The sequence below is a fragment of the Tenacibaculum salmonis genome (assembly GCF_041053065.1).
Taxonomy (GTDB): domain Bacteria; phylum Bacteroidota; class Bacteroidia; order Flavobacteriales; family Flavobacteriaceae; genus Polaribacter; species Polaribacter pacificus_A.
Genome location: NZ_JBFCVV010000001.1, coordinates 78,404 through 102,781, shown reverse-complemented (window position 1 = coordinate 102,781; position 24,378 = coordinate 78,404). Strand labels below are relative to the sequence as shown.

Annotated in this window: 19 protein-coding genes; 11 read left to right on the top strand and 8 right to left on the bottom strand. The window is 28.6% G+C overall.

Features of this window, described 5'->3' with window-relative positions:
* Positions 1 to 8 precede the first annotated feature (8 nt).
* On the top strand, positions 9 to 695 hold the full coding sequence (locus AB0T67_RS00415) for a Sir2 family NAD-dependent protein deacetylase (RefSeq protein ID WP_369218661.1): 687 nt from the start codon (positions 9 to 11) through the stop codon (positions 693 to 695).
* On the opposite strand, the gene AB0T67_RS00410 is transcribed toward AB0T67_RS00415, so the two are convergent.
* Entirely contained in the window at positions 676 to 1,143 is a 468-nt protein-coding gene (locus AB0T67_RS00410) for a DUF6495 family protein (RefSeq protein ID WP_369218660.1), read from the bottom strand. The genes AB0T67_RS00415 and AB0T67_RS00410 overlap by 20 nt on opposite strands.
* Positions 1,144 to 1,334: 191 nt before the next feature.
* Here AB0T67_RS00410 and AB0T67_RS00405 point away from each other — a divergent pair, with 191 nt between their 5' ends.
* The 3 genes from AB0T67_RS00405 to AB0T67_RS00395 are packed head-to-tail and all read left to right on the top strand — an operon-like array spanning position 1,335 to position 5,180.
* Positions 1,335 to 1,853, top strand: a complete 519-nt coding sequence (locus AB0T67_RS00405; protein ID WP_369218659.1) for an RNA polymerase sigma factor — start codon at positions 1,335 to 1,337, stop codon at positions 1,851 to 1,853.
* Between the two features lie 44 nt (positions 1,854 to 1,897).
* Positions 1,898 to 2,821 (top strand): FecR family protein, encoded by a 924-nt coding sequence (locus AB0T67_RS00400; RefSeq protein WP_369218658.1) that lies wholly within the window; start codon positions 1,898 to 1,900, stop codon positions 2,819 to 2,821.
* Entirely contained in the window at positions 2,814 to 5,180 is a 2,367-nt protein-coding gene (locus tag AB0T67_RS00395) for a TonB-dependent receptor plug domain-containing protein (protein ID WP_369218657.1), read from the top strand. The genes AB0T67_RS00400 and AB0T67_RS00395 overlap by 8 nt, the downstream gene beginning before the upstream one ends.
* Positions 5,181 to 5,209: 29 nt before the next feature.
* On the opposite strand, the gene AB0T67_RS00390 is transcribed toward AB0T67_RS00395, so the two are convergent.
* Positions 5,210 to 6,385: a GlmU family protein gene (locus tag AB0T67_RS00390; protein WP_369218656.1), complete on the bottom strand. Its 1,176-nt coding sequence runs from the start codon at positions 6,383 to 6,385 to the stop codon at positions 5,210 to 5,212.
* A 103-nt stretch (positions 6,386 to 6,488) separates the two neighbouring features.
* On the opposite strand from AB0T67_RS00390, the gene AB0T67_RS00385 reads away from it, so the two are divergent.
* Together AB0T67_RS00385 and AB0T67_RS00380 are read left to right on the top strand one after the other, a co-directional pair.
* A complete protein-coding gene (locus AB0T67_RS00385) occupies positions 6,489 to 6,863 on the top strand; it encodes a 6-phosphogluconate dehydrogenase (RefSeq protein ID WP_271230212.1) in 375 nt (124 codons plus the stop codon).
* A gap of 1 nt (position 6,864) precedes the next feature.
* Positions 6,865 to 7,413 carry an acyl-CoA thioesterase gene (locus AB0T67_RS00380; protein ID WP_271230213.1) on the top strand — a complete coding sequence of 183 codons (549 nt, stop codon included), beginning with the start codon at positions 6,865 to 6,867 and terminating at the stop codon, positions 7,411 to 7,413.
* Positions 7,414 to 7,458: 45 nt separating this feature from the next.
* Here the strand turns inward: AB0T67_RS00380 and AB0T67_RS00375 are convergent, their stop codons facing one another.
* The 6 genes from AB0T67_RS00375 to rpmH all read right to left on the bottom strand — a co-directional run bounded on the left by AB0T67_RS00375 (position 7,459) and on the right by rpmH (position 16,822).
* Positions 7,459 to 8,781, bottom strand: a complete 1,323-nt coding sequence (locus AB0T67_RS00375; RefSeq protein WP_369218655.1) for a TolC family protein — start codon at positions 8,779 to 8,781, stop codon at positions 7,459 to 7,461.
* A 14-nt stretch (positions 8,782 to 8,795) separates the two neighbouring features.
* Complete coding sequence (locus AB0T67_RS00370; protein ID WP_369218654.1) at positions 8,796 to 11,954, bottom strand: efflux RND transporter permease subunit; 3,159 nt, start codon at positions 11,952 to 11,954, stop codon at positions 8,796 to 8,798.
* A 3-nt stretch (positions 11,955 to 11,957) separates the two neighbouring features.
* Complete coding sequence (locus AB0T67_RS00365) at positions 11,958 to 13,091, bottom strand: efflux RND transporter periplasmic adaptor subunit (RefSeq protein ID WP_369218653.1); 1,134 nt, start codon at positions 13,089 to 13,091, stop codon at positions 11,958 to 11,960.
* 13 nt (positions 13,092 to 13,104) lie between these two features.
* Complete coding sequence (locus AB0T67_RS00360; protein ID WP_369218652.1) at positions 13,105 to 13,560, bottom strand: MarR family winged helix-turn-helix transcriptional regulator; 456 nt, start codon at positions 13,558 to 13,560, stop codon at positions 13,105 to 13,107.
* 129 nt (positions 13,561 to 13,689) lie between these two features.
* Complete coding sequence (carB, locus tag AB0T67_RS00355; RefSeq protein ID WP_369218651.1) at positions 13,690 to 16,542, bottom strand: carbamoyl-phosphate synthase large subunit; 2,853 nt, start codon at positions 16,540 to 16,542, stop codon at positions 13,690 to 13,692.
* Between the two features lie 118 nt (positions 16,543 to 16,660).
* The gene (gene rpmH, locus AB0T67_RS00350; protein WP_058884776.1) at positions 16,661 to 16,822 is read right to left on the bottom strand and encodes a 50S ribosomal protein L34; all 162 of its coding nucleotides are present in this window, start codon (positions 16,820 to 16,822) and stop codon (positions 16,661 to 16,663) included.
* 218 nt (positions 16,823 to 17,040) lie between these two features.
* Between rpmH and AB0T67_RS00345 the strand changes: the two genes are divergently transcribed.
* The 5 genes from AB0T67_RS00345 (at position 17,041) to AB0T67_RS00325 (ending at position 24,361) form a co-directional block, all read left to right on the top strand.
* Complete coding sequence (locus AB0T67_RS00345) at positions 17,041 to 18,654, top strand: CTP synthase (protein WP_271230219.1); 1,614 nt, start codon at positions 17,041 to 17,043, stop codon at positions 18,652 to 18,654.
* Positions 18,655 to 18,843: 189 nt separating this feature from the next.
* A complete protein-coding gene (yidC, locus tag AB0T67_RS00340) occupies positions 18,844 to 20,715 on the top strand; it encodes a membrane protein insertase YidC (protein WP_369218650.1) in 1,872 nt (623 codons plus the stop codon).
* Between the two features lie 83 nt (positions 20,716 to 20,798).
* Positions 20,799 to 21,383, top strand: a complete 585-nt coding sequence (locus tag AB0T67_RS00335) for a Crp/Fnr family transcriptional regulator (RefSeq protein ID WP_369218649.1) — start codon at positions 20,799 to 20,801, stop codon at positions 21,381 to 21,383.
* A 31-nt stretch (positions 21,384 to 21,414) separates the two neighbouring features.
* Positions 21,415 to 21,846, top strand: coding sequence for a hypothetical protein (locus AB0T67_RS00330; RefSeq protein ID WP_369218648.1), 432 nt, complete (start codon positions 21,415 to 21,417; stop codon positions 21,844 to 21,846).
* Between the two features lie 58 nt (positions 21,847 to 21,904).
* Positions 21,905 to 24,361 carry a TonB-dependent receptor domain-containing protein gene (locus AB0T67_RS00325; RefSeq protein WP_369218647.1) on the top strand — a complete coding sequence of 819 codons (2,457 nt, stop codon included), beginning with the start codon at positions 21,905 to 21,907 and terminating at the stop codon, positions 24,359 to 24,361.
* Positions 24,362 to 24,378 lie beyond the last annotated feature (17 nt).

Genomic DNA, 24,378 nt, shown 5'->3' with positions numbered 1-24,378 from the left:
TAATACAAATGAAAAAAAGATTGGTAATATTAACAGGAGCAGGAATTAGTGCCGAAAGCGGTATTAAAACTTTTAGAGATGCCGATGGTTTATGGGAAGGTCATAATATTTATGATGTTGCCTCACCTGAAGGATTTAAAAATAATCCTGAATTAGTTCTTGATTTTTATAATCAACGTAGAAAACAATTACTATCCGTTTCACCTAATAAAGCACATCATAATTTAACAAAGTTAGAAGAAAAGTATCAAGTTGATATCATTACTCAAAATGTAGATGATTTACATGAACGAGCTAAAAACTCAAGTGTTCTACATTTGCATGGCGAACTATTAAAGTCAAAAAGTACAATTGATGAAAACCTAATTTACACCTGTACAAAAGATATTTTTTTAGGTGATTTATGTGAAAAAAACGCCCAATTACGACCACATATTGTTTGGTTTGGAGAAGATGTTCCAATGCTTGAAAAAGCTATTGAAACAACATTAAAAGCTGATGTTTTAGTAATTATAGGAACATCAATGCAAGTATATCCTGCGGCAAGTTTAATTGATTATGTATCTGAAAACACACCTATTTATTTTATTGATCCAAAACCTGTAATTACTAAAAACGCCTTTACTAATTTAACCATTATTAAAGACGTTGCTAGTAGTGGAACCGATACATTACTTACGATGTTAATCGATTAAAGTATTCGTATATTTCTCCTTTTGATATTGAACTTCCTTTTTCTATTAAATCGAAAACCTCAACATTTCGTTCTTTTTTATACTTTATTGTTCCTGTAAAAAGTTCGACTTTTTCATCATTTGGGTTTTGCATTAACCACTCAAAACCTTCTTGTTCTAACAAGTTTATATCTTTATCAATAGTTACCATAATACGATGAATTTCATCTTTATCGCATTTGAATAAATTAACCATTTTTGGTGAAAAATGCTCTAAATATTCAGTTTTAGTAAGCACATCATCCCAAACGACATCGCTAAAAACATTCATTTCATCCTCTGCTACTGCTGGTTTTTGTTCTTTTATTTCTTTCCATTCTTTAACATCAATACTTTGCGATGCTAAAAAACGAGCAAATTCTTCATGTAATCCTTCAAATTGCTCTTTAGTTAGTTGTCTATACTTCATTCGGCAATTTTAATACATAATTTAGATTTTAGCAATTTAAACACTAAAAATAACCAAAAGTATGTAAGATATTCTTAAATTAAATCAATTATTAATTGATATAATTAACATTTAATAAAGACTTATTTAACATTTTAGGTGTTTGTTAATTTCAAATTTATATTTTTGTAACTATACTGAAAACGATTTAAATGAAGAAAGACAATTTAAAATCTGTTTGTGAGCAAAAAAATTTTGAAGAAATATTTAACAAACACTCTAATTCGCTAAGAAACTACATTTATTACAAATGCGGAAATACACAACAAGCAGAAGATATTGTTCAAGAATCTTACATAAAGTTATGGGATAATTGCAATAAAATAATCTTTGAAAAATCAAAATCATTTTTATATACCGTAGCTAATAATCGTTTTTTAAATGAAGTTGCACATAAAAAAGTAGTATTACAACATCAAAAAACAAATGTTAATAGAGATAAAACCAACTTAACACCTGAATTTATTCTTGAAGAAAAAGAATTTTATATAAAATTAAAAAAAGCAATTGCTGATTTACCTGAAAAACAACGAGAAGTATTTCTTTTAAGTAGAATTGATAAAAAAAAATATATTGAAATTTCTGAAATCGTAGGTGTATCAGTAAAAGCAATAGAAAAAAGAATGAGTAAAGCCCTACTTACTTTAAAAAATAAAATAGGTGAAATTTAAGTAGGGTAAGTCCTATTCTAATTGTTCTTATATAAAAATAGATAATGAAACAGATATATACAGATGAAACTTTTTTAGCTAGATGGGTTGCAAATGACTTGTCTGCTACTGAATTGAAAGAATTTCAAAACTCTGATGTATTTCATGAGTTTAATAAAATTAATGAAGCATCACAATTTTTAACAGTCCCTGACTATGATAAATCTGGTGTTTTTAATAAAATAACAGCAAAACTACAAAAAGAAAAAAAATCAAAAGTTATAAACTTAAAACCTTGGTGGCTATATAGCGGAGTAGCATCGATTATTTTATTTTTAAGTGTTTTTTATTTTAATAGTAATAATGATACTACTTTCTCAACAAAATACGGAGAGCAAATAACCATTAAATTACCTGACAATTCAATAGCGTATCTTTCTGCTGATTCTAGTTTAGAATTCACCGAAAAAAATTGGAATAAAAACAGAAATTTATCATTAACAGGAAAAGCTTACTTTGAAGTTGAAAAAGGAAAGACATTTACTGTACACACAAAAAAAGGTGATGTTGTAGTCTTAGGTACTAAGTTTACTGTAAACTCTTCAAAAAACATATTTGAAGTTCAATGTTTTGAAGGAAAAGTAAAAGCAATATCAAAAAATAAAAATGAAGTTGTTTTATCAAAAGGAAAAGCGTTTAGAGTTTATCAAAATAAAAGCGAAAATTGGAGTTTTATCAAAAAAAATCCTTCTTGGTTAAACGGAGAAAGTAGTTTTAATAACGCTCCTCTTAGCGAAGTAATTTTAAGGCTAAAAAAACAATACAATTTAAAATTTGATATAAATAAAATAGATATCAATAAACGTTTTACAGGTACATTTACCCATGATAATGTTAATATCGCTTTAAAAACTGTTTTTGCTCCTATGAATATTTCATTTAAATTAGCAGAAACTAATTTAGTTATACTAACATATAATAATGAATAAAATATTAAGTATAGTTTTTATCTGCTTAGTAATGTCTATTTTTTCTCAAGAAAAAATAGACATTACTTTTTCTAATACACCTATTTTAGAAGTTCTAAAAAAAACAGAAGCTAATTTTAAGGTGAAACTTTCATTTGATGCAGATATAATTAAAGATACGATATTTTCGTTCACTAAAAAAGAATGTTTACTTGATGAATTCATTAATGAAATCGAGCATAAAACACTCCTAAAATTTAATAAAATAAACGATATTTATTATTTTATTACACTTCAACAAAAAGAACATCATTTTAATCTTTTAAAAGAAGTATTAGTTAATAACTATGTAACTTCTGGAATTAATAAAAATAAAAATGGTAGTATTACCATAATACCTCAACAATTAGGAGTACTTCCTGGATTAACAGAACCTGATGTTTTAGAAAGCTTAAAAATTATACCAGGTGTACAAAGCCCTAACGAAACTGCTTCAGGAATTTATATAAGAGGTGGAACTCCTGATCAAAATTTAATTTTTTGGGACGGAATAAAAATGTATTATTCTGGTCATTTTTTTGGAATGATTTCAGCTTTTAATCCTTACACAACTAAAAAAATAACACTTTCAAAGAGCGGTACTCAGGCAAGATATGGGAATAAAATATCTGGTGTAATAGATATTACTACAAAAGATAATATCCCTAAAAAAATAACAGGAGGTTTTGGTTTTAATATGACTCATGCTGATGCTTTTATTAGAATTCCATTATCTAAAAAAATAGCAATTACAACTTCTTTTAGACGCTCTTTTACTGACTTTGTAAATACTTTTACTTTTAATAAACTATCAAATAGGGTATTTAAAACTTTTAATGATGCTCAAGAAAGAAATATTATTGACAATAATATTTCTTTTAATAGAGATAATAATTTTTACTTTACAGATTACTCAGCTAAATTGATTGTAAAACCATCACAAAAAGAAACTTTTTCTTTTAACTTTTTATACACTAAAAATAAGTTATCTAATAATTTTTTAATTCCTATTTATGAAGATAAATATTTAGATAATTTAAAAATTATTAATAATGGTATTAGTTTTATTTGGAAGAAAGAAATTTCACATAAATTAAATCATGATTTTAAAATTTATTATTCAAAATTTAATTTAAAATATTATGGAAACTATAATTATATTAATGGTTCTTTAATTAGTCAATCAATTAAAAATAACTTAATTAAAGATATTGGTTTTTCTTATTTATTAAATTACAAAAAAAATAAAAATAATAATTTCTTATTTGGGTATGATTTTTCTAATAATAAAACACAGTATGAATTAACCTATATAGTAGACTTTTACAATGAAAACATTACAAATAACCAACAAAAAGATAATGGTACTAATAATACTCACTCATTATTTACCGAATATATATACAATAGTAATAATTGGAATATAAATAGTGGAATAAGGTTTAATTATTTTAATAAAATTAATAAATCTGTTATTGAGCCTCGTTTATATATCGAAAAAGCTTTTAAAAATGGTATTAGTTTTAAAATGTCTTTAGAGAAAAAACACCAAACTTTAGGTCAAATTGTAGAGTTTCAATCATCTAATTTAGGTTTTGACCTTGAAAATCAGGTTTGGGCACAAGTAAATAATAACGATGTACCCCTACAAAAAAGTTTTCAAGTATCTAGCGGTTTGGTTTTAAATAAAAATAAATGGAAAATAGATATTGAAGGATATACAAGAAAAATTAGTGGTATGACATCACAAACAAGAGGTTATAATGACCAAACTTCTGATTTTTCAAAAGGGAAAGGTAAAATATGGGGTATTGATTTATTAATAAATAAAAAAATTGGTAATTATCGTACTTGGATTAATTATTCATACACTAAAAATAAATTTATATTTTTAGATTTAGAAAACAAATTTTTTCCAGCAAACCATGATATTACCAATTCTTTTTCTTGGTCTCATGCCTTAAAAATTAATAAAATTGAAATATCTTTAGGTTGGAATTTTAGGTCAGGGAATCCTTATACACCTGTCTATGAATTTATAGAAAATGATAATTATCAAACTCCAACAATAGCTTTAGATACCGATAACATAAACTCTAAACGCTTACCTAAATACCATCGTTTAGATTTATCAGCTACGTATTCTTTCAATTTTTCTAAAAGAATGAGAGGTAAAATAGGTATTTCTTTTTTAAATATTTACAACAGAAAAAATATTTTAAATAGATATTACACAGCAGTTACTGAATTAAAAAATAATGATTTCACTTATAAAATAGGCGAGATAGATAAAGTTTCATTAGGTTTTACACCTAACTTAGTGTTTAGAGTTTCTTTTTAAAAAAGCCTCATAATATTATGAGGCTTTTTTTAATAATTTCTATATGTTTTTGTTTCTTCAAAAATATGTTCAAGAATTCTCTTTTCTACATCATCAAAATCAATATTACGCCTTTTCATTACAACATCAGCAACTTCAAAAACCTTATTTGTTTTATACTCTGTAAATCCTGATGCTCCTCCCCAACTAAAAGAAGGTACAAAATTCCTTGGAAATCCGCTTCCAAAAATATTAGCTGAAACACCAACAACAGTTCCTGTATTAAACATGGTATTAATTCCACATTTAGAGTGATCTCCCATCATTAAACCACAAAACTGTAACCCTGTTTTTGCAAAACGCCCCGTTTCGTAATTCCATAATTTTACTTCGGCATAGTTATTTTTTAGGTTAGAGTTATTAGAATCTGCTCCAATATTACACCATTCACCTAATACAGAATTTCCTAAAAAGCCTTCGTGACCTTTACTAGAATATCCCATTAACACCGAATTATTAACCTCACCTCCTACTTTACAATAAGGACCTAAAGTTGTTGCTCCATATATTTTTGTTCCTAGTTTTAATACCGAATTTTCACACATAGCTAATGCACCTCTAACAACACTACCTTCCATTATTTCGGCATTTTTACCAATATAAATAGGTCCTGTACTAGCGTTTAAAGTTGCAAAAGTTAATTTAGCGCCTTCTTCAATAAATATATCTTTTTTATTAATGTAGTTTACTGTTTCAGGAATTGGTTCTGATGTTCTTCCGTCTGTAATTAAATCAAAATCGGCACGAATAGCTTTATCATTTAAAGAAAAAATATCCCATGTATTTTTAATCTGAATTAAATCTTCTTCATATTCAATATGCTCATAATTAGAAAAATCTACCTCATCTTGCTTATCATTAGTATAAAAAGCAATTACATCTTCACCTTTAAAAATAGCTTGATTTTCGGTTAATTCTCTTACCATATCAACCAATGTATCTGTTGGTAAAAAAGAAGCATTTAATAATACGTTAACCTCTAACTCTACCATCGGATATTTTTCTTCTAAATATTCCTCGGTAACTGTTGTAGTGGTTGAGCCTAAATGTTTTTCCCATTTTTCTCTAATAGTTAAAATACCAACTCTAATATCTGCAACAGGTTTCGTATATGTAAATGGTAATAAAGCTGTTCTTACATCACCATCAAATAAGATATAATTCATTTTTATTTTATTTTTTTGAACTCATACAAAATTACTACTTTCAAATCGTTTTACAAGTTTAAATATTAAGCTTACTTTTGTTACCTAAACTTAAAATATTACCATGAAAAAAATAGTAGCTTTAATTATTCTTATTATCACATTAGTTGCGCTAACTTATTATGCTTTTATCTATTTTGTACCTTATAGTCAAGGTGTACGATCTGGAGAACTTATAAAAATAAGTTATAAAGGAGTTGGTATTAAAACTTGGGAAGGAGAAATTAGTCAAGGTATTTCTGGAGCTCAAATTTTCTCATTCTCTGTACAAGATAACGAAAAACAAGTTATTGAAGATTTACAAAAATTTCAAGGTCGTTATGTAAAAGTTACTTATAAGGAACTTTATGCTACCTATTTTTGGCTAGGAGATTCTAAATATTTTGTAACAAAAGTTGAACAAGAGAATTCTCCTCACTTTAGAAGTTTAGAAAATTAAAATGACAAACAAAAAATACAAACACGTAGAAGATACAGGTATTGTAATTTCTGAGTTAATGCTACCATCTCATGCTAATTTTAGTGGTAAAATTCATGGAGGCTATATTTTATCTTTATTAGATCAAATTGCTTTTGCTTGTGCCTCTAAACATTCGGGTGAATATTGTGTTACAGCATCAGTAGATACTGTTGATTTTTTAAATCCGATTGAAGTTGGCGAGTTAGTAACTATGAAAGCTTCTGTAAATTATACAGGTAGAACCTCTATGGTTGTTGGTATACGTGTAGAAGCTGAAAATATTAGAACAGGTAAAATGAAACACTGTAATTCATCCTATTTTACAATGGTTGCTAAAGATGATGACGGTAAAAGTGTTGCTGTTCCTGGTTTAATTGTAAATGATGATATTGAAGTAAGACGTTTTTTAAAAGCTATAAAACGTATTGAAATGAAAAAAAATCGTCAAAATGAATTTGATAGCGATGATTTTGTACACCATGATTATGTTAAAGATTTAGAAAAATACAATGTAAAAGTTGAGTTATAAAAAAATCCGAAGTTAACTAACTTCGGATTTTTTTGTTTTTTTGTTTTAAAAATTATTATTCTCTAATAATATTCCTGCTAATTTTAATAATTGCAATTCAGCATTTTTTGCAGTGTACTTTGCATTACTTACACTTAATGATGCGTTTATTAAATTAACTTGTGCTTGACGAAAATCAATAGATGTTACTTGTCCTAATTTATATCGTTCATTAGTACGTTTAAAATTTAACTGAGTAGTTATTACATTCTTTTGTTGTACTTGTAATGAAAACAATGCATTTTGATAAATTTCCCAGGCATTATTAACATTTCTTTCTAATAATTCTTCTTGTTGTAACTTTTTAATTTCTTGAGTTTCTAAAGCTATTTTTGCATTCGTTACATTCGTTTTGGTTTTTCCTCCATCAAAAATATTCCAAGACATATTTAAACCTGCGTTTATACCTTTTCTTGTATTAGAAATTGGACTAAAATCATTAATAGCATCATTATTACTTTTAGTCCAAGCATATGAACTAGTTAAACTTACATTTGGCATCCATCCTGATTTGCGAATTTTTACATCTAACTTACCTAATTTTATATTTTTGTTTGCTTGTAATAAAATTGCATTGTTATTTTTTGCCTTTTTGAAAATAGTATTTAAATTTAAATCAATAGCATAAGTAACGTCCGTATTTACTTTTACTGGTGTATTTACTTTTCTACCTAAAACGACATTCAAATCTCTTTTAGAGTTTGCTAATTCTCTTTTTACGGCTATGTAAGTAATACTATCATTATTTACATCAACCTCAGCATTTAAAACTGCTAACTTTGTATTTTGTCCATATTCAAAACTATACTCAGCTCTTTGCAGTCTTTTTTTAGAAATTTCTAATGTTGCTTTTTGTGTTGCTTCATTTTCAGTTAACCTTCCTACTTCATAATAAGCCAAAAACAACGTAGTTAATGTATTTTCCATTACTTGACGCACCTGTAGTTCGGTTAAATTATAATTTTCTTTTAATCGTTTAAAAGTATATTTTCTGTTAAATCCATTAAAAATAGTATAATTTAATCCTATTGAAGCATTGTATGTTTTAGATTCTGCTCCTGTTACAGAGTTTGTATTACCATTTTTAAATTCACTATCAGCATCATTATTACTATAGTTCGCTCCTGCATTTGCTGTTACGGTAGGTAAATATCCACTATTATAAATTCCTTTATTATTTTTAGCTGTTTCTAAATTATTTTTTACAACTCTTATATCGTAATTATTTTCTAATGTAAGCATTACTGCTTTTTCTTTTGATAAAATATCTTGTCCGTAAAAAGAAATACTTATCAATAAAAACCCTATACTTAAATATGTTTTTTTCATTTTATGATCTTTTACTATGCTGATTCTTCTTTTTCTGATGCTAACTCTTTAATAGCTCTTTCAACTGCTTCTCTTTTTGGTTTTTTACCTTCCCAAAACCACTGTACATACACTTTAAAATAATTAGAAATAGATAATAAAACAGGTAAAGTCAATAAAGTTAAAAAAGTAGCTATCATAATTCCGTAAGCAATTGATATTGCCATAGGTATTAAAAATTGTGCTTGTCTACTTGTTTCAAAAATTAACGGAGCTAAACCTGCTACAGTGGTAATTGTTGTTAAAAATATAGCTCTAAATCTTGATTTTCCTGCAGCAAATAAGGCTTCTTCATAATCCATACCTTCTTTTAAATAACTATTAAATTTACTAATTAACACCAAGCCATCATTCACCATAATTCCTACTAAAGCGATAATTCCTAAAAGTGATAATATATTTACAGCAAAACCATGAACCCAATGCCCCCAAGCAACACCTATCAAACTAAATGGCACCATTATTAACAACATTAAAGGCTGACCGTAAGATCTAAATGTAAATACAATAACAATATAAATCAATAATAAAATTACAGGACCTACTAAAGCCGCAGAACTAGATACTTTTGATGCTTCTCTATTTTGCCCTTCATATAAAGCTGTTACAGATGGATATTTAGCTACAATTAAAGGCATAATTCTAGTTTTAATATCAGTTAAAATATCAGTAGCACTTCCTTGTGCTTCTTTTAAATCAGCATCAATTTTTATTTCTCTTTGTCCATCTAAATGATTTATTGCTATTTCACCTCTTTCAATAGTATAGGTAGCTATTTCAGATAACGGAACTCTACTTCCTGTTGGTGTTGAAATTCGCATATCATCTAAATTTTTAATTGATGATCGTTCATTTTTATCATAACGAACCCATACTTTTATTTCATCCTGTCCTCGTTGAAATCGTTGTGCTTGTTTCCCAAAAAAACCACTTCTTATTTGAGACATTACTGCGTTTAAATTTAAACCTAACAAATAAGCATTGTCTTTTAAATTTATATTGATTTCTTTTATTCCTTGTGGATCATTATCGGTAACATCTTTTAAATCTTGATTTTTATTTAATGCCGATTTTAATTCGGTTTTAGCAGCTTTTAACTCGCTTATATTATTACTTAATAACGAAACAGACACAGGACTTCCTCCAAAATTACCTCCTGAACCAAAAGTTAATGCTTCAACACCATAAATAGTACCTACTCTTTCTCGTATTGCATTGGTAATTTCTCTCGAGCTAAACATTCTGGTTTCTCCTGGTAATAAATTAATTCGTAAAGATGCTTTAGCAGAACCTCTACCAATTTGCTTTAAAATATTTTCGACAACAGGCTTACCATCTAAAGCATATTTTTGGGTAAATTCTTTTTCAACTTCCCAAGTTTTTTCTTCAATTACAGAAATAATACTATCAGTAATTTTTTCATTTGTTCCTTGTGGCATTGTTAAATTTATAGAAACACGATCACTTGCTATAGACGGAAAAAAAGTTCCTTTTATAATTCCTCCTTTAAAAGCACCAATAGTTATCATTAATAAAGCAATTGGAATTACTAAGCCAAAAAACTTATTATCTAACACAAATTTTAATGCTGGTGCGTATAATTTGTCACGCATAAAATCCATTAAATTTTCAGCATATTTATTAAATGCATATACTTTCTGATCTCTATGTAATGCTTTTGAATGCGCAACATGTGCTGGTAAAATAATTAAAGCTTCTACTAAAGATAAAACTAATGTTAATGCTACAACTGTAGCTACTTCACCAAAAAATTCTCCAATATTTCCATCTAAAAAGAAAAACATTGAAAATGCTAAAACAGTAGTTGTAATTGCCGAAATAATTGGCGGAACAACCTCCATAGTACCATCAATAGCAGCTCTAATAGGATTTTTTCCTTTTTCATAATGATGATAAATGTTTTCAGAAATTACAATTCCATCATCCACTAAAATACCAATAACGATAATCATTCCAAACAACGATAAAACATTGATCGTAATATTAAAATACCCAGCTAACATAAACATTCCAAAAAATGCTACAGGCAAACCTGCTGCTACCCAAAACGCCAATCTAGGACGTAAAAACAACGATAAAAACAAGAGTACTAATAACATTCCTTGCCACGCATTTTTAAATAATAATTCGGTACGTTGATTTAATGTAATAGATGAATCTCGTGTTACAGCTATTTCAACATTATCATGCTGTTTATTAAATTTTTCAATGTATTCATTAATATTTTTTGCTGATGAAATTAAATCTTCATTATTCGTATTACTAACTTGCATTCTAACGGCTAAGTTTCCGTTATAAAAATTTCTATTTGGCGTTTCGTTCCAAATATCTTTTACAGTCGCAACATCTTTTAATCTAATAATTGTTCCAGAAGCATCAGCTTTAACTACTAAATTATCTAATTCATCACCATAATAAGAACGATTATTTGCTCTAATTAAATACTCTTCTGCAATTGTTTTTACAGAACCACCTGTGGTTAAAATATTTGCCGAAGAAACTGCTTTTGCAACTTCATTAAAAGTTAAATTATACGCAATTAAATCGCTTTCTCTTACTGCTATTTCAATTTCTTCATCAGGATAACCCGAAACAGTAATTTGTGATATTCCTTTTATTCTACGGATATTATTTTCAATATCTCTGGCAATATTTTTTAATGATTTAAGCGGGATATTAGTACCTGTAACGACAAAACTAATTGTTTCCGCTATTTTTTCTATTTTAGAAACCACGGCAGGTTCCATTCCTGAAGGAAAATTAGGAACTTTATCAACTGCATTTTTAACATCTGCTAAAACAACATTAATATCATATCCTTTTAATATTTCTACAGAAATACTTGCTGTATTTTCTGATGATGTTGACGTAACTCTATCTACACCAACTAATCCTTTTAAATTATCTTCAATTTTTAAAACAACTCCTTCTTCCATTTCTTGTGGAGAAGCACCTGGATATGCAATATTTATATTGATAAACTTAGCATCTGTTAAAGGAAAAAAAGATGATTTTAAAGATGAATAACCAACCATTCCTAAAAGAACAAAAGCGATAATAATAATATTTACGGCTACTGGATATTTTATAAAATATGCGATTACTTTTTTCATATCCTATTTTTTTGATTTATTTATAGTTTCCGAAAAAACCTTAATCGGCATACCTATATAAGCTCCTGCAACAGGCTTAGATACTAATTGAATACCATTTTTTAATCCCTTAACTATTACGGTATTTTCATTAAAATGTACCGGATTTATTGGTACTAAATCTAATATGTTATTGTTTTCAACAACATAAACATACTTATTTTCAACTAATAATTTTCTATTAATTTCAATAGCATTCGTCGCAGTTTTTGCAGGTACGCTTGCCGTTGCATACATTCCTTCTCGTAAGTCTTTACCTTTTACTTCAATAAATACTTGAACCGTTTGTGAAGCTTGTTCTATTTTACTATTAATTCTAGCAACTTTACCTTCCCATTTTTTAGTTTTTTCTAAATTATAAAGTGCTACTATTTTTCCAACTTTTAAAATATCTGCAAATGCACTATTAACAGACAATGGTAATTCAAAAATTGAAGTATCTATAAACTCTCCCATTTTTTGACCAGACCTAACCAAAGTACCATTTGTAACTAACACTTCTGTTAAAACACCTTTAAAAGGAGCTTTAACATTATATTTATTTAATCGTGCTTCTAAATTTTTTAAATTATAAAATGTAGTGTATATATTTTTACCTGTAACAAAGTATTTTTCTTTATCAGAACTAGATATTGGAAGTTTTTGTGTCGTTTTATTGATGTCAAAATTTTTCAAATAAGAATTCCATTTTTCAAAAGATTCAGGATAATCTAATCTCATATCAGGCATAATTGAAGCTACTAAGTTTTGTAGCGAACTTCTTTGAGCTTGTATAGAGGCATAAAATTCTTGACTATTTATACGTAATAATGTTTGCCCTTTTTGATATGATACTCCTGCTCTAAAATCTTTTCCAGTAGCTTGTAAAATCCCTTGTACTTCAGAATAAATAGCTACTTTATTTTTAGCGACTAAATTTCCATTTGCAGATATTATTATAGGAATATCTCCATTTTTAACTTCATCAACAAAAACAGTTTTTTCAATTTTCACATCTTTTTGTTTTGGAATTTTTTTACTATTTTTAAAATAGTTCGATATTAAAAATGATATTCCAAGTAATGCAACTCCTGCTACTACTATAATTAATTTTCTCATACTTATATATTATTTAGCTGTTGATACAACCTTTTACTGATTTTGTATTTAAATTATCTTGTACTTTTTTTATAACATTAATTACTTGTGCTATTTCTTCTTCAGAAATATTTTCTTGTAAACATTTTGCAAAACTTTTCATAATAGGAAATGTTTCATCAAATAATTCAATTCCTTTTTTGGTTAAATGAATATTATTAATACGTTTATCTGATTCTGAAGGAATTCTTGAAACAAGATTTTTCTTTTGCATTGTATTAATTAAACGAGTTAAAGATGTTTTATCTCTACCTGTTAAAAAAGCCAACTCTTGTTGTGGCACTCCATTTTTATGTCTTAATCTTTTTAGTACGATAAACTGTATTTTTGTAAGATGTATATTTTTTTCAAAAAAAAGATCTTGAATATGATTATCTATCATTTTCATTGTTTTTCCTAACCAAGGAGCTAATGTATTTTCGAAATCCATTTTAATTTTAATATTAGACACAAAAATAGTACAAAAGATTAAAATAGTTGCATATGCAACTATTTATTTTTAAGAAAAAAAAAGCCTATCATTTCTGATAGACTTTTAATTTTGTATTAAAATTTTATATTACTTAGTTAAGTACATTTTACGTCTTGAATATAAGTCATAAAATTGATCATCTTTTAAATCATCAATAAATAAAATACTTTCACCTGTCGATTTCATTTCAGGTCCTAATTGTTTGTTTACATTCGGGAACTTATTGAATGAAAATACTGGTTGCTTTATTGCATAACCATCTAGTTGAGGGTTAAAATCAAAATCTGTAACTTTCTTTTCACCTAACATTACCTTAGTTGCATAGTTTACATAAGGTTGTTTGTAAGCTTTTGCAATAAAAGGAACTGTACGTGATGCTCTTGGATTTGCTTCAATAATATAAACGATATCATCTTTAATAGCAAACTGAACGTTTATTAAACCAACTGTTTTTAATTCTAAAGCAATTGTTTTAGTATGATCTTTTATTTGTTGGATAACTAAATCTCCTAAATTAAAGGCAGGTAATGTTGCATTTGAATCTCCAGAATGAACTCCACAAGGCTCAATATGTTCCATAATACCAATTATTTGAACATTTTCACCATCACAAATTGCATCAGCTTCCGCTTCAATTGCTCCGTCTAAATAATGATCTAATAATAATTTATTACCAGGCATTCTTCTTAATAAATCAACAACGTGCTCTATTAATTCTTCTTTATTGATAACAATTTTCATTCCTTGCCCTCCTAATACATAAGAAGGTCTAACTAAAATTGGAAAGTCTAACTTATCTGCTAAAACTAAAGCTTCATCTGCTGTTTCAGCAATTCCAAATTCTGGAAATGGAATTTTATTTCTCACTAAAAGATCAGAAAAACTTCCTCTATCTTCTGCTAAATCTAAGGCTTCAAAACTAGTACCTAAAATTTTGATTCCGTATTTAGTTAATTTCTCTGCTAATTTTAAAGCAGTTTGTCCACCTAACTGAACAATAACTCCTTCTGGTTTTTCATGCTTGATGATGTCATAAATATGTTCCCAAAAAACAGGCTCAAAATATAATTTATCAGCAGTATCAAAATCTGTAGAAACCGTTTCAGGATTACAGTTAATCATAATAGTTTCGTAACCACATTCTGCAGCTGCTAAAATACCATGAACACAACAGTAATCAAATTCAATTCCTTGCCCAATACGGTTTGGTCCTGAACCTAAAACTATAATTTTTTTCTTAGGAGTAACTTCACTTTCGTTTGCAATTGTAGTAACACCTTCTTTAGTTACAATATCACTTTCAAAAGTTGAATAATAATAAGGAGTTTTTGCTTTAAATTCAGCAGCACAAGTATCAACTAACTTGTAAACTCTGTTGATATTTAATTCCTCTCTTTTGCTATATACTTCACTTTCTAAACAACCTAACATATGAGCAATCTGACGATCTCCATATCCTTTTTGTTTTGCTTCAAGTAATAAATCTCTATCAAGATTTGCTACTGTATTCTTAGAAATTTCTTTTTCTATTTCGTGTAATTCTTCATATTGCTTTAAGAACCACATATCAATTTGAGTAATTTCGTGGATTTTACTCAACGGAATTCCCATTTTAATAGCATCATAAATAATAAAAACTCTATCCCAAGAAGCGTATGTTAACTTCTCAATAATTTCATCGTAGTTTTTATTTTCTTTTCCATCAGCTCCTAAACCGTTACGTTTAATTTCTAATGATTGTGTTGCTTTGTGTAATGCTTCTTGGAATGAACGTCCAATTCCCATAACCTCACCAACAGATTTCATTTGTAAACCTAAAGTTCTGTCAGAACCTTCAAATTTATCAAAGTTCCATCTAGGGATTTTCACGATTACATAATCTAAAGTTGGCTCAAATAAAGCTGATGTAGATTTTGTAATTTGATTATCTAATTCATCTAAATGATACCCTAAGGCTAATTTAGCAGCAATTTTTGCAATAGGATACCCTGTTGCTTTACTTGCTAATGCTGATGAACGAGATACACGTGGATTAATTTCAATAGCAATGATGTCTTCTTTTTCATCTGGAGAAATAGCAAACTGTACATTACATCCTCCTGCGAAATCACCAATATTACGCATCATATGGATTGCCATATCACGCATTTTTTGGAATGTTTTATCAGAAAGTGTCATTGCTGGAGCTACGGTAATAGAATCTCCTGTATGAATTCCAATAGGATCCATATTTTCAATAGAACAAATAATAACTACATTATCATTTGCATCTCTAAGTAATTCTAATTCATATTCTTTCCAGCCAATAAGAGCTTTATCAATCATCACCTCATGAATAGGAGAAACCTCTAATCCACGAGTTAATAAAGCATCAAAATCTTCTTCTTTATAAACAAATGAAGCTCCTTCTCCACCTAAAGTAAATGAAGCTCTAATAATTAAAGGAAAACCAAATTCTTGTGCAATTTCTTTACCTTTTAAGAAAGAAGTCGCTGTTGCTTGAGGCGCCATTGGAATACCAATATCTAACATCAAGTTTCTAAACTTTTCACGATCTTCGGTAATATTAATAGCGTCGATATTAACACCAATAATTTCTACACCAAAATCTTTCCAAATACCTTTTTCATCAGCTTCAATACATAAATTTAATGCAGTTTGCCCACCCATTGTTGGTAAAACAGCATCAATTTGAGGATGATCTTTTAATATCTGAATTAACGATTTTGTATTTAAAGGTAAAAGATATACATGATCAGCCATTGAAGGATCTGTCATGATTGTTGCCGGATTTGAATTGATTAAAACAGTTTCAATTCCGTCTTCACGTAAAGAACGCAAAGCTTGAGTTCCAGAATAATCAAATTCACAGGCTTGTCCAATAACAATTGGTCCTGATCCGATTATTAAAATAGATTTAAGGTTTTGATTTTTAGGCATTTTCAGTAGGTATTGTATGTTGTTGTATCGTTTTATCTCTAAAACATAATTTTTTTATGCATAAAAAAAGTGTTACTAAAAAAATAGTAACACCTAATATATTAACAGTTGTTAATCATTATTTCTTTGGTCTTGGAGCAGAAGATACACTTAAATTCTTTCTTCCTTTAGCTCTTCTTCTAGCTAATACTTTACGTCCATTAGCAGATGCCATTCTTTCTCTGAAACCGTGTTTGTTTCTTCTTTTTCTCTTCGATGGTTGGTAAGTTCTTTTCGGCATTATATATGTTTTTAAAAATGGTCTTTAATTCAATGTTGCTTTTGTGAAATTCCGTCTGCTAAAAGCGTGGGCAAATATACAATAGTTTTTTTGTATTACAAATACTCCTATGTTTTTTTTGAAATATTTTTCAAATACGCATTTTTTATGTATTTTTTTCACTTTTTTATTTGTTCGGATAGTCAGACTTCTTACTTTTGCGCAAACCTAACAATAACATGAACAACACTAAATACGTTTTTGTAACAGGAGGCGTAACTTCTTCACTAGGAAAAGGAATTATTGCCGCTTCTTTAGCTAAATTATTACAGCAAAGAGGTTTCTCTGTGACTATCCAAAAATTAGACCCATATATTAATATTGATCCAGGAACATTAAATCCATATGAACATGGTGAATGTTATGTAACTGATGATGGAGCTGAAACAGACTTAGACTTAGGACATTACGAACGTTTTTTAAACATTCCTACCTCACAAGCTAATAACGTTACTACAGGTAAAATTTATCAATCTGTAATAAATAAAGAACGTAAAGGTGAATTTTTAGGAAAAACAGTACAAGTAATACCACATATTACTGATGAAATTAAAGAAAGAATTCAAATCTTAGGAAAAACTGGAGATTATGATATCGTTCTTACTGAAATTGGTGGTACTGTTGGAGATATTGAATCATTACCTTACGTAGAAGCTGTACGTCAATTAAAATGGGAATTAGGAGATGATAACGTTATTGTTATTCATTTAACTTTAGTTCCATATTTAGCTGCCGCTGGTGAATTAAAAACAAAGCCTACACAACACTCTGTAAAAATGTTAATGCAAAGTGGTGTAAGCCCTGACATACTTGTATGCCGTTCTGAACACGACATTAACGACACTATTAAGCGTAAACTAGCGTTATTCTGTAATGTTAAAAAACAAGATGTAATTCAATCTTTAGATGCAGAAACTATTTATGATGTGCCTAATTTAATGTTTAAAGAAGGTTTAGATTATGTAGTTTTAGATAAATTAAAATTATCTACACGCAGACAACCTAAATTAAAAGCTTGGAATCAGTTTTTAGAGCGTCATAAAAATCCTACTGCAACTATTGAAATTGGTTTAGTTGGTAAATATGTCGAATTACACGATTCTTATAAATCTATTACTGAAGCTTTCATTCATGCAGGTGCTGCAAATAAAACAAAAGTTGTAGTTCGTTGGATTCATTCTGAAGAATTAACTCCTGAAAACGCTGCTTCAAAATTAGAAGGATTAAACGGTGTTTTAGTAGCTCCAGGTTTTGGAGATAGAGGGATTGAAGGTAAAATTGCGGCTGTACAATGTGTACGTGAAAACAAAATTCCATTTTTAGGAATTTGTTTAGGAATGCAAATGGCTGTTATTGAATATTCTCGTAACGTTTTAGGGTTAAAAGAAGCTAACTCTACTGAAATGGACTCTGAAACTGTTCATCCTGTTATTAATTTAATGGCTGCACAAAAAGAAGTTACTGAAAAAGGTGGAACTATGCGTTTAGGAGCTTGGGATTGTGAAATATCTGAAGATTCTAAAGTATTTAATGCTTATAAAGCTACCTTAATTAGCGAACGTCACCGTCATAGATACGAGTATAACAACGATTATAAAGAGCAATTAGAAAATGCTGGAATGAAATCAACAGGTATAAATCCTGAAACAGGATTAGTTGAAACTGTTGAAATACCTACACACCCTTGGTTTGTTGGTGTTCAATATCACCCAGAATATAAAAGTACGGTATTAAACCCACATCCTTTATTTGTGAGTTTTATAAAAGCTGCTTTACAACAATCTAAAAAGTAAATTTAAAATCCTGTAATTTTTAATTACAGGATTTTTTTTCAACAAGTTGGAATACTATTTGAACTATTAGATTTATAAAGATTAACAATCCTAAAACCATCTAAAACGAATTGGTTTTACTTAATTTGGCTGTTTTTTTCTTCTTACTAGAAGAAAAAAAATGACAAATTGACATTATAACACATATCAATGGAAGAAAAAAAATTTGATGTAAAGTCATTCATAGGAATGCTTTTATTAGGAGGAATACTACTTTGGTGGATGAACACTCGTAAACCTGAAGTTACTCCTGAAACAACAACTCAAACAGCACAGGTTTCTGATGCTTTAACGAGTCAAAACAATATTAGTGGAACAATTTTAAATGATTCATTACAGCAAATTGCCTTAAAAAATCAATTAGGTGCTTTTGCTTATGGTGCTTCAACGGCTAAAATTGGAGTTACTTCTATCGAAAATGACCTTGTTAAATTAACAATTGATAATAAAGGTGGACAAATTACTGAAGCTTTACTTAAAAACTTCAAAACCTACGATTCACTTCCTTTATTTTTGATAAAAGATAAAAATGCTTCTTTTAATATTAACTTCGGAACTACTGATAATCGTATTTTAAATACCAAAGATTTATTATTTGCGCCTACTTTAACTAAAAATGGAGATACACAAATACTTTCGATGGAATTGAAAGTATCAGAAAATCAATTTTTAGAATATCGTTACGAAATCAAAAAAGATGATTATCGTGTTGGTTTTGCTGTTCGTTCACAAGGATTAAGCACTGTAATAAACAGCTCACAAGCAATTAATTTAGATTGGAATTTAAAAGGTTTTAGACATGAAAAAAGTTTAAAAACTGAAAATCAATATTCATCTTATTATTATAAAGCCGATAATGAAGTTGATTATTTACAAATGAATGATGATGAAATTGTAAATGACGTAAATTGGGTTGCTTATAAACAACACTTTTTCTCAACTATTTTATCTTCAGATACTCCTTTTAAAGATGCTACATTAAAATCTGTTGATTTTGCTGGTGAAGAAAAAGATAAAGTTTTCACTAAAACATACGGTTTAAAAACGCCTTTAGCTTTAACAAATGGCGAATTAAATTATAATATGCAATGGTTTTACGGACCTACAAACTATAATTTATTAAAAACATATGAAGGAACTAGTTTAAATGAAATTGCCGATTTAGGTTGGGGGATTTTTGGTTTCTTAAACCGTACTGTATTTTACCCTGTTTTTAACTTATTAAAAGGTTTTATTGGTAATTTTGGATTGATTATTATTCTAATGACAATAGTTGTTCGTATTATTATGTCGCCAGTACTTTATAAATCGTATTTATCAAGTGCAAAAATGAAAGTAATTCGTCCAGAAATGGAAGAAATCAACAAGAAATTCCCAGGAAAAGAAAACGCAATGAAACGCCAACAAGAAACCATGGCGGTACAACGAAAAGCTGGTGTAAGTATGATGTCGGGTTGTATTCCGGCACTATTACAAATGCCTGTATTTTTTGCCTTATTTAAGTTTTTCCCTACAAATATCGATTTTAGACAAAAAACATTCTTATGGGCAAATGATTTATCATCATATGACATGATTTATCAATTACCATTTAACATTCCTTTTTATGGAGATCACATTAGTTTATTCCCAATACTAGCTTCTATCGCTATTTTCTTTTATATGAGAATGAACCAAAATCAGCAAGCAAACATGCAAGCTCCAACACAAGAAGGAATGCCTGATATGCAAAAAATGATGAAGTATATGATTTACTTCTCTCCTCTTATGATGTTATTTTTCTTTAATAATTATGCAAGTGGATTAAGTTTATATTATTTCATATCAAACTTATTAACTATCGCAATTATGTTAGTTATTAAAAACTTTGTAATTGATGAGGATAAAATTCATGCAAAAATTCAAGAGAACAAAAAGAAGCCTGAAAAAGCTAAGAGTAAATTTCGTGAGCGTTTAGATAATGCAATGAAACAAGCTCAAGAACAACAAGCAGCTCAGCAAAAAGCAAAAAGCAAAAAATAGTAATTCAATACTTGTTTTAAAAACCCAAATCAAATGATTTGGGTTTTTTTTTGTATATTTAAAACTTATACAATTTGTTAGAAATGCAACAAAAAAAGTTATTAGATTTTGGAATACCATTACAAGAAATAGAAGCTTTCTTTGAACAAGGAACTATAAAAAAAATCCCTGCAAATACTGTTCTTCTTAAAGAAAGCCAAACTTGCAATTCTTTTACCTTTTTAAAAAGTGGCATTACAAGACACTATATTATTACTAATAATGGAAAAGAAATCACCAAAAATTTCACAACAGAAAAACAATTTGTTTTTTATTCTATTTCTAGTTTTTTAGATGGAAAACCATCTAAAGTTCAATTCCAAACTTTAACAGATTGCGAACTAATACAATGGAATAAAAAAAAGTTCAATCATTTCTTTTATAAAAACAATTGGAAAGAATTCTATCATCATATTCTTCAAAATATAATTTTAAAAAAAGAAGAAAAAGAAATCTCTCATTTAAAAGACGATGCTCAGAAACGCTATGAAAATTTCTTGTATAAAAAAGGGAATTTACTCAATCAGATTCCTAATTACCATATTGCTTCTTATTTAGGAATTACCCCAGAAACATTATCTAGAATTCGTAAAAAACATCTTGATATATATCAATGTGACAAATTTTAAAGTGTCTTATTTTTGTTAAAATTTTAAACACATGAAAAATTTAACACTAAATATTGCCAGAGTATTATTAATTATCGGATTAGGAATTGGCTTAAAAAGTTGGTGGATGACCACTCAACATGTAGGCGATCAAAATTACACATTAATTTCAAATTTTACCAAAGGAGAATATCATGCTTGGTATCATGCTTTTAGAGAAGCTATTGGAGACTTAGCTGCAATGGTTATTTTGATATTTATTTTCTTCGGAAACAAAACATGGAGAACCCCTAAAACGTGGTATGTTTCATTAATTTTAATAATCGGTTATTATGCTCCTTTTTGGGTAGGAACACCTTTTTACCCTGAATTAGCCGCTCCGCATATAACCGCAGAAATCGTTCATTTAAGTATGGCCATTCCAACTATAATTGCTTTATTTTTAGCTAGAAAAAGTTTCTTTAACACAAGTTTAACAAATTAACTTTAAACCCTATTCTTTCTTTCTGGTCATATACTTTTTATTCATACAAAAATATTCAATGAAAAAACTTATACTTATTACGGCTGTTTTATTTTCTCTTTCAGTAATGGCACAAAGACCAACAAGAAATCGAGGTAATATTCCTAAAATAACTTTATCAGGAAAAGTTGTAGAATCCAATACCAAACAACCATTAGAATACGCAACTTTAGTACTCACACACACACGAAGCAAACGTGTTTCTGGAGGAATAACAGATACAAAAGGAAATTTCTCTATTGAAGTTCCTAAAGGAGAATATTCGATTAAAGTAGAATTTATCGGATTTAAAACTAAAAATTCATCTAATAAAAGATTAACTGAAAATACCAATTTAGGTATTATTACGCTTTCTGAAGATGCAGAAAAATTAAATGAAGTTGAAATTATTGCTGAAAAATCAACAGTAGAAATTCGTTTAGATAAAAAGATTTACAACGTTGGTAAAGATATGACCGTAAAAGGTGGAACAGCTTCGGATGTTTTAGACAATGTGCCGTCGGTAAGCGTAGATGCTGAAGGTGCAGTTAGCTTACGTGGTAATGAAAATGTTCGTATTTTAATCGATGGAAAACCCTCTGCTTTAGTCGGATTAACAGGTACAGATGCCTTACGTAATTTACCTGCCGATGCCATTGAAAAAATAGAAGTAATAACAGCACCATCGGCTCGTTATGATGCCGAAGGAACAGCTGGTATCTTAAATATTATCCTTAGAAAAGGAAAAATCACAGGTTTTAACGGCTCTGTAAATCTTACTGCTGGAAATCCTGATTTACTACGAATTGCGCCAAACTTAAATTATCGCACAAAAAAATTCAATTTATTTTCTAATCTGGGTTATTCTTACAGAAAAGGTCCTGGAAATTCAGAAACAACATTTTCTTATTTAACAAATAGCATTTTAGATAGCACACAAATAGAAGATAGAACTTTTGATAGAAAAAACAAAAACTTCAATGCCTCTATTGGTTTAGAATATTATATTGATAAAAATAGTTCTGTAACAGGTAATTTTGTCTATCGAAAATCTGATGGAGATGATGTTGCAACTAATTTAACAGATAGGTTTTTATTTAACGATTCTTCACAGAATTTACTAAATGAAACTCGTATCGAAAATGAACAAGAAGATGGTACTGACAAGCAATACTCAATAAATTACACAAATAAATTAAATGATGACGGGCAAAAATTAACCATTGATTTACAATATGGAGACAGCCAAGAAACCGAAAACTCACCAATTACTGTAAATGGTGTTTTATCTGAATTAAATTCACAAATAACAAGCTCTAAAGAAAAATTACTTCAAATAGATTATGTCTTACCTATCGGAGAAAACAGTCAGTTTGAAATTGGACACAAAGCTACATATCAAGATTTAAGTTCTGATTTTAAAGTAAATATTTTAGATTCAGAAGATGATTTTGACCCATCAAATGCCATAACTTTTAAACAAAATGTCTATGCTTTTTATTCGCAATATGGGAGTAAAATAAATAAATTCTCGTATCTTTTAGGATTACGTACCGAAATTACAGATATTGATTTAAACGTATTAACTACAAATCAAGAATCAACAAAAAAATACACAGAATGGTTTCCAACAGTAAATCTTGGCTACGAATTAAACGACAATGAAAACCTAACTTTAGGCTATAGCAAACGTTTAAGAAGACCACGTCATTGGCTATTAAATCCGTTTGAAACCAGAAGTTCCGCAACTAGTGTATTTAGAGGAAACCCCGATTTAAACCCAACATTTACAAACTCTTTGGATTTAGGTTATAACACCAAAATCAGAAAATTTAATTTAGGAGCTTCTATATATTATCAACATTCAACGGATATTGTTCAAGCGGTATCAGTTATAGAAGAAAGAGATGGAAATAATGTTTTTGTACGTCAGCCAGTAAATTTAAATGACGAAAAACGCTACGGATTCGAATTTACAAGTAATTATAATCCTACAAAAAAAGTACGTTTATCAGCAAGTTTTAATTATTATAAATTTAATACCGATGCTTTTTCACATACTTACACTTCTCAAAACGGTACAAGTATTATTACAAATTTAGCCGAAGTAAACGAAAACAGTTGGTTTGCTCGTTTTAATTCACAAATCACACTTCCTGGAAAAATAGGTTGGCAAACACGCCTTATCTATCGTGGTCCAAGAAATAGTGCGCAAAGCGATAGAGAAGGAATGTTTATGGCAAACCTATCTTTTAGTAAAGATATTTTAAAAGATAAAGCTTCTTTAGTTTTAAATGTCAGCGATTTATTCAATTCTCGTAAGCGTGAAAGTATTACGTATTATGGCGATAGAGAAAATCCATCAACAATAGCAGACGGAACTTTTCAATGGCGTGAACGTCAAATATCATTAAGTTTTACGTATCGTTTTAATCAAAAGAAAAAAAGAGAAAGTAGACAAAATAATGATGGTGGCGGATCAGAATTTAGTGGATAATTTTTTTTAGGCGTTCG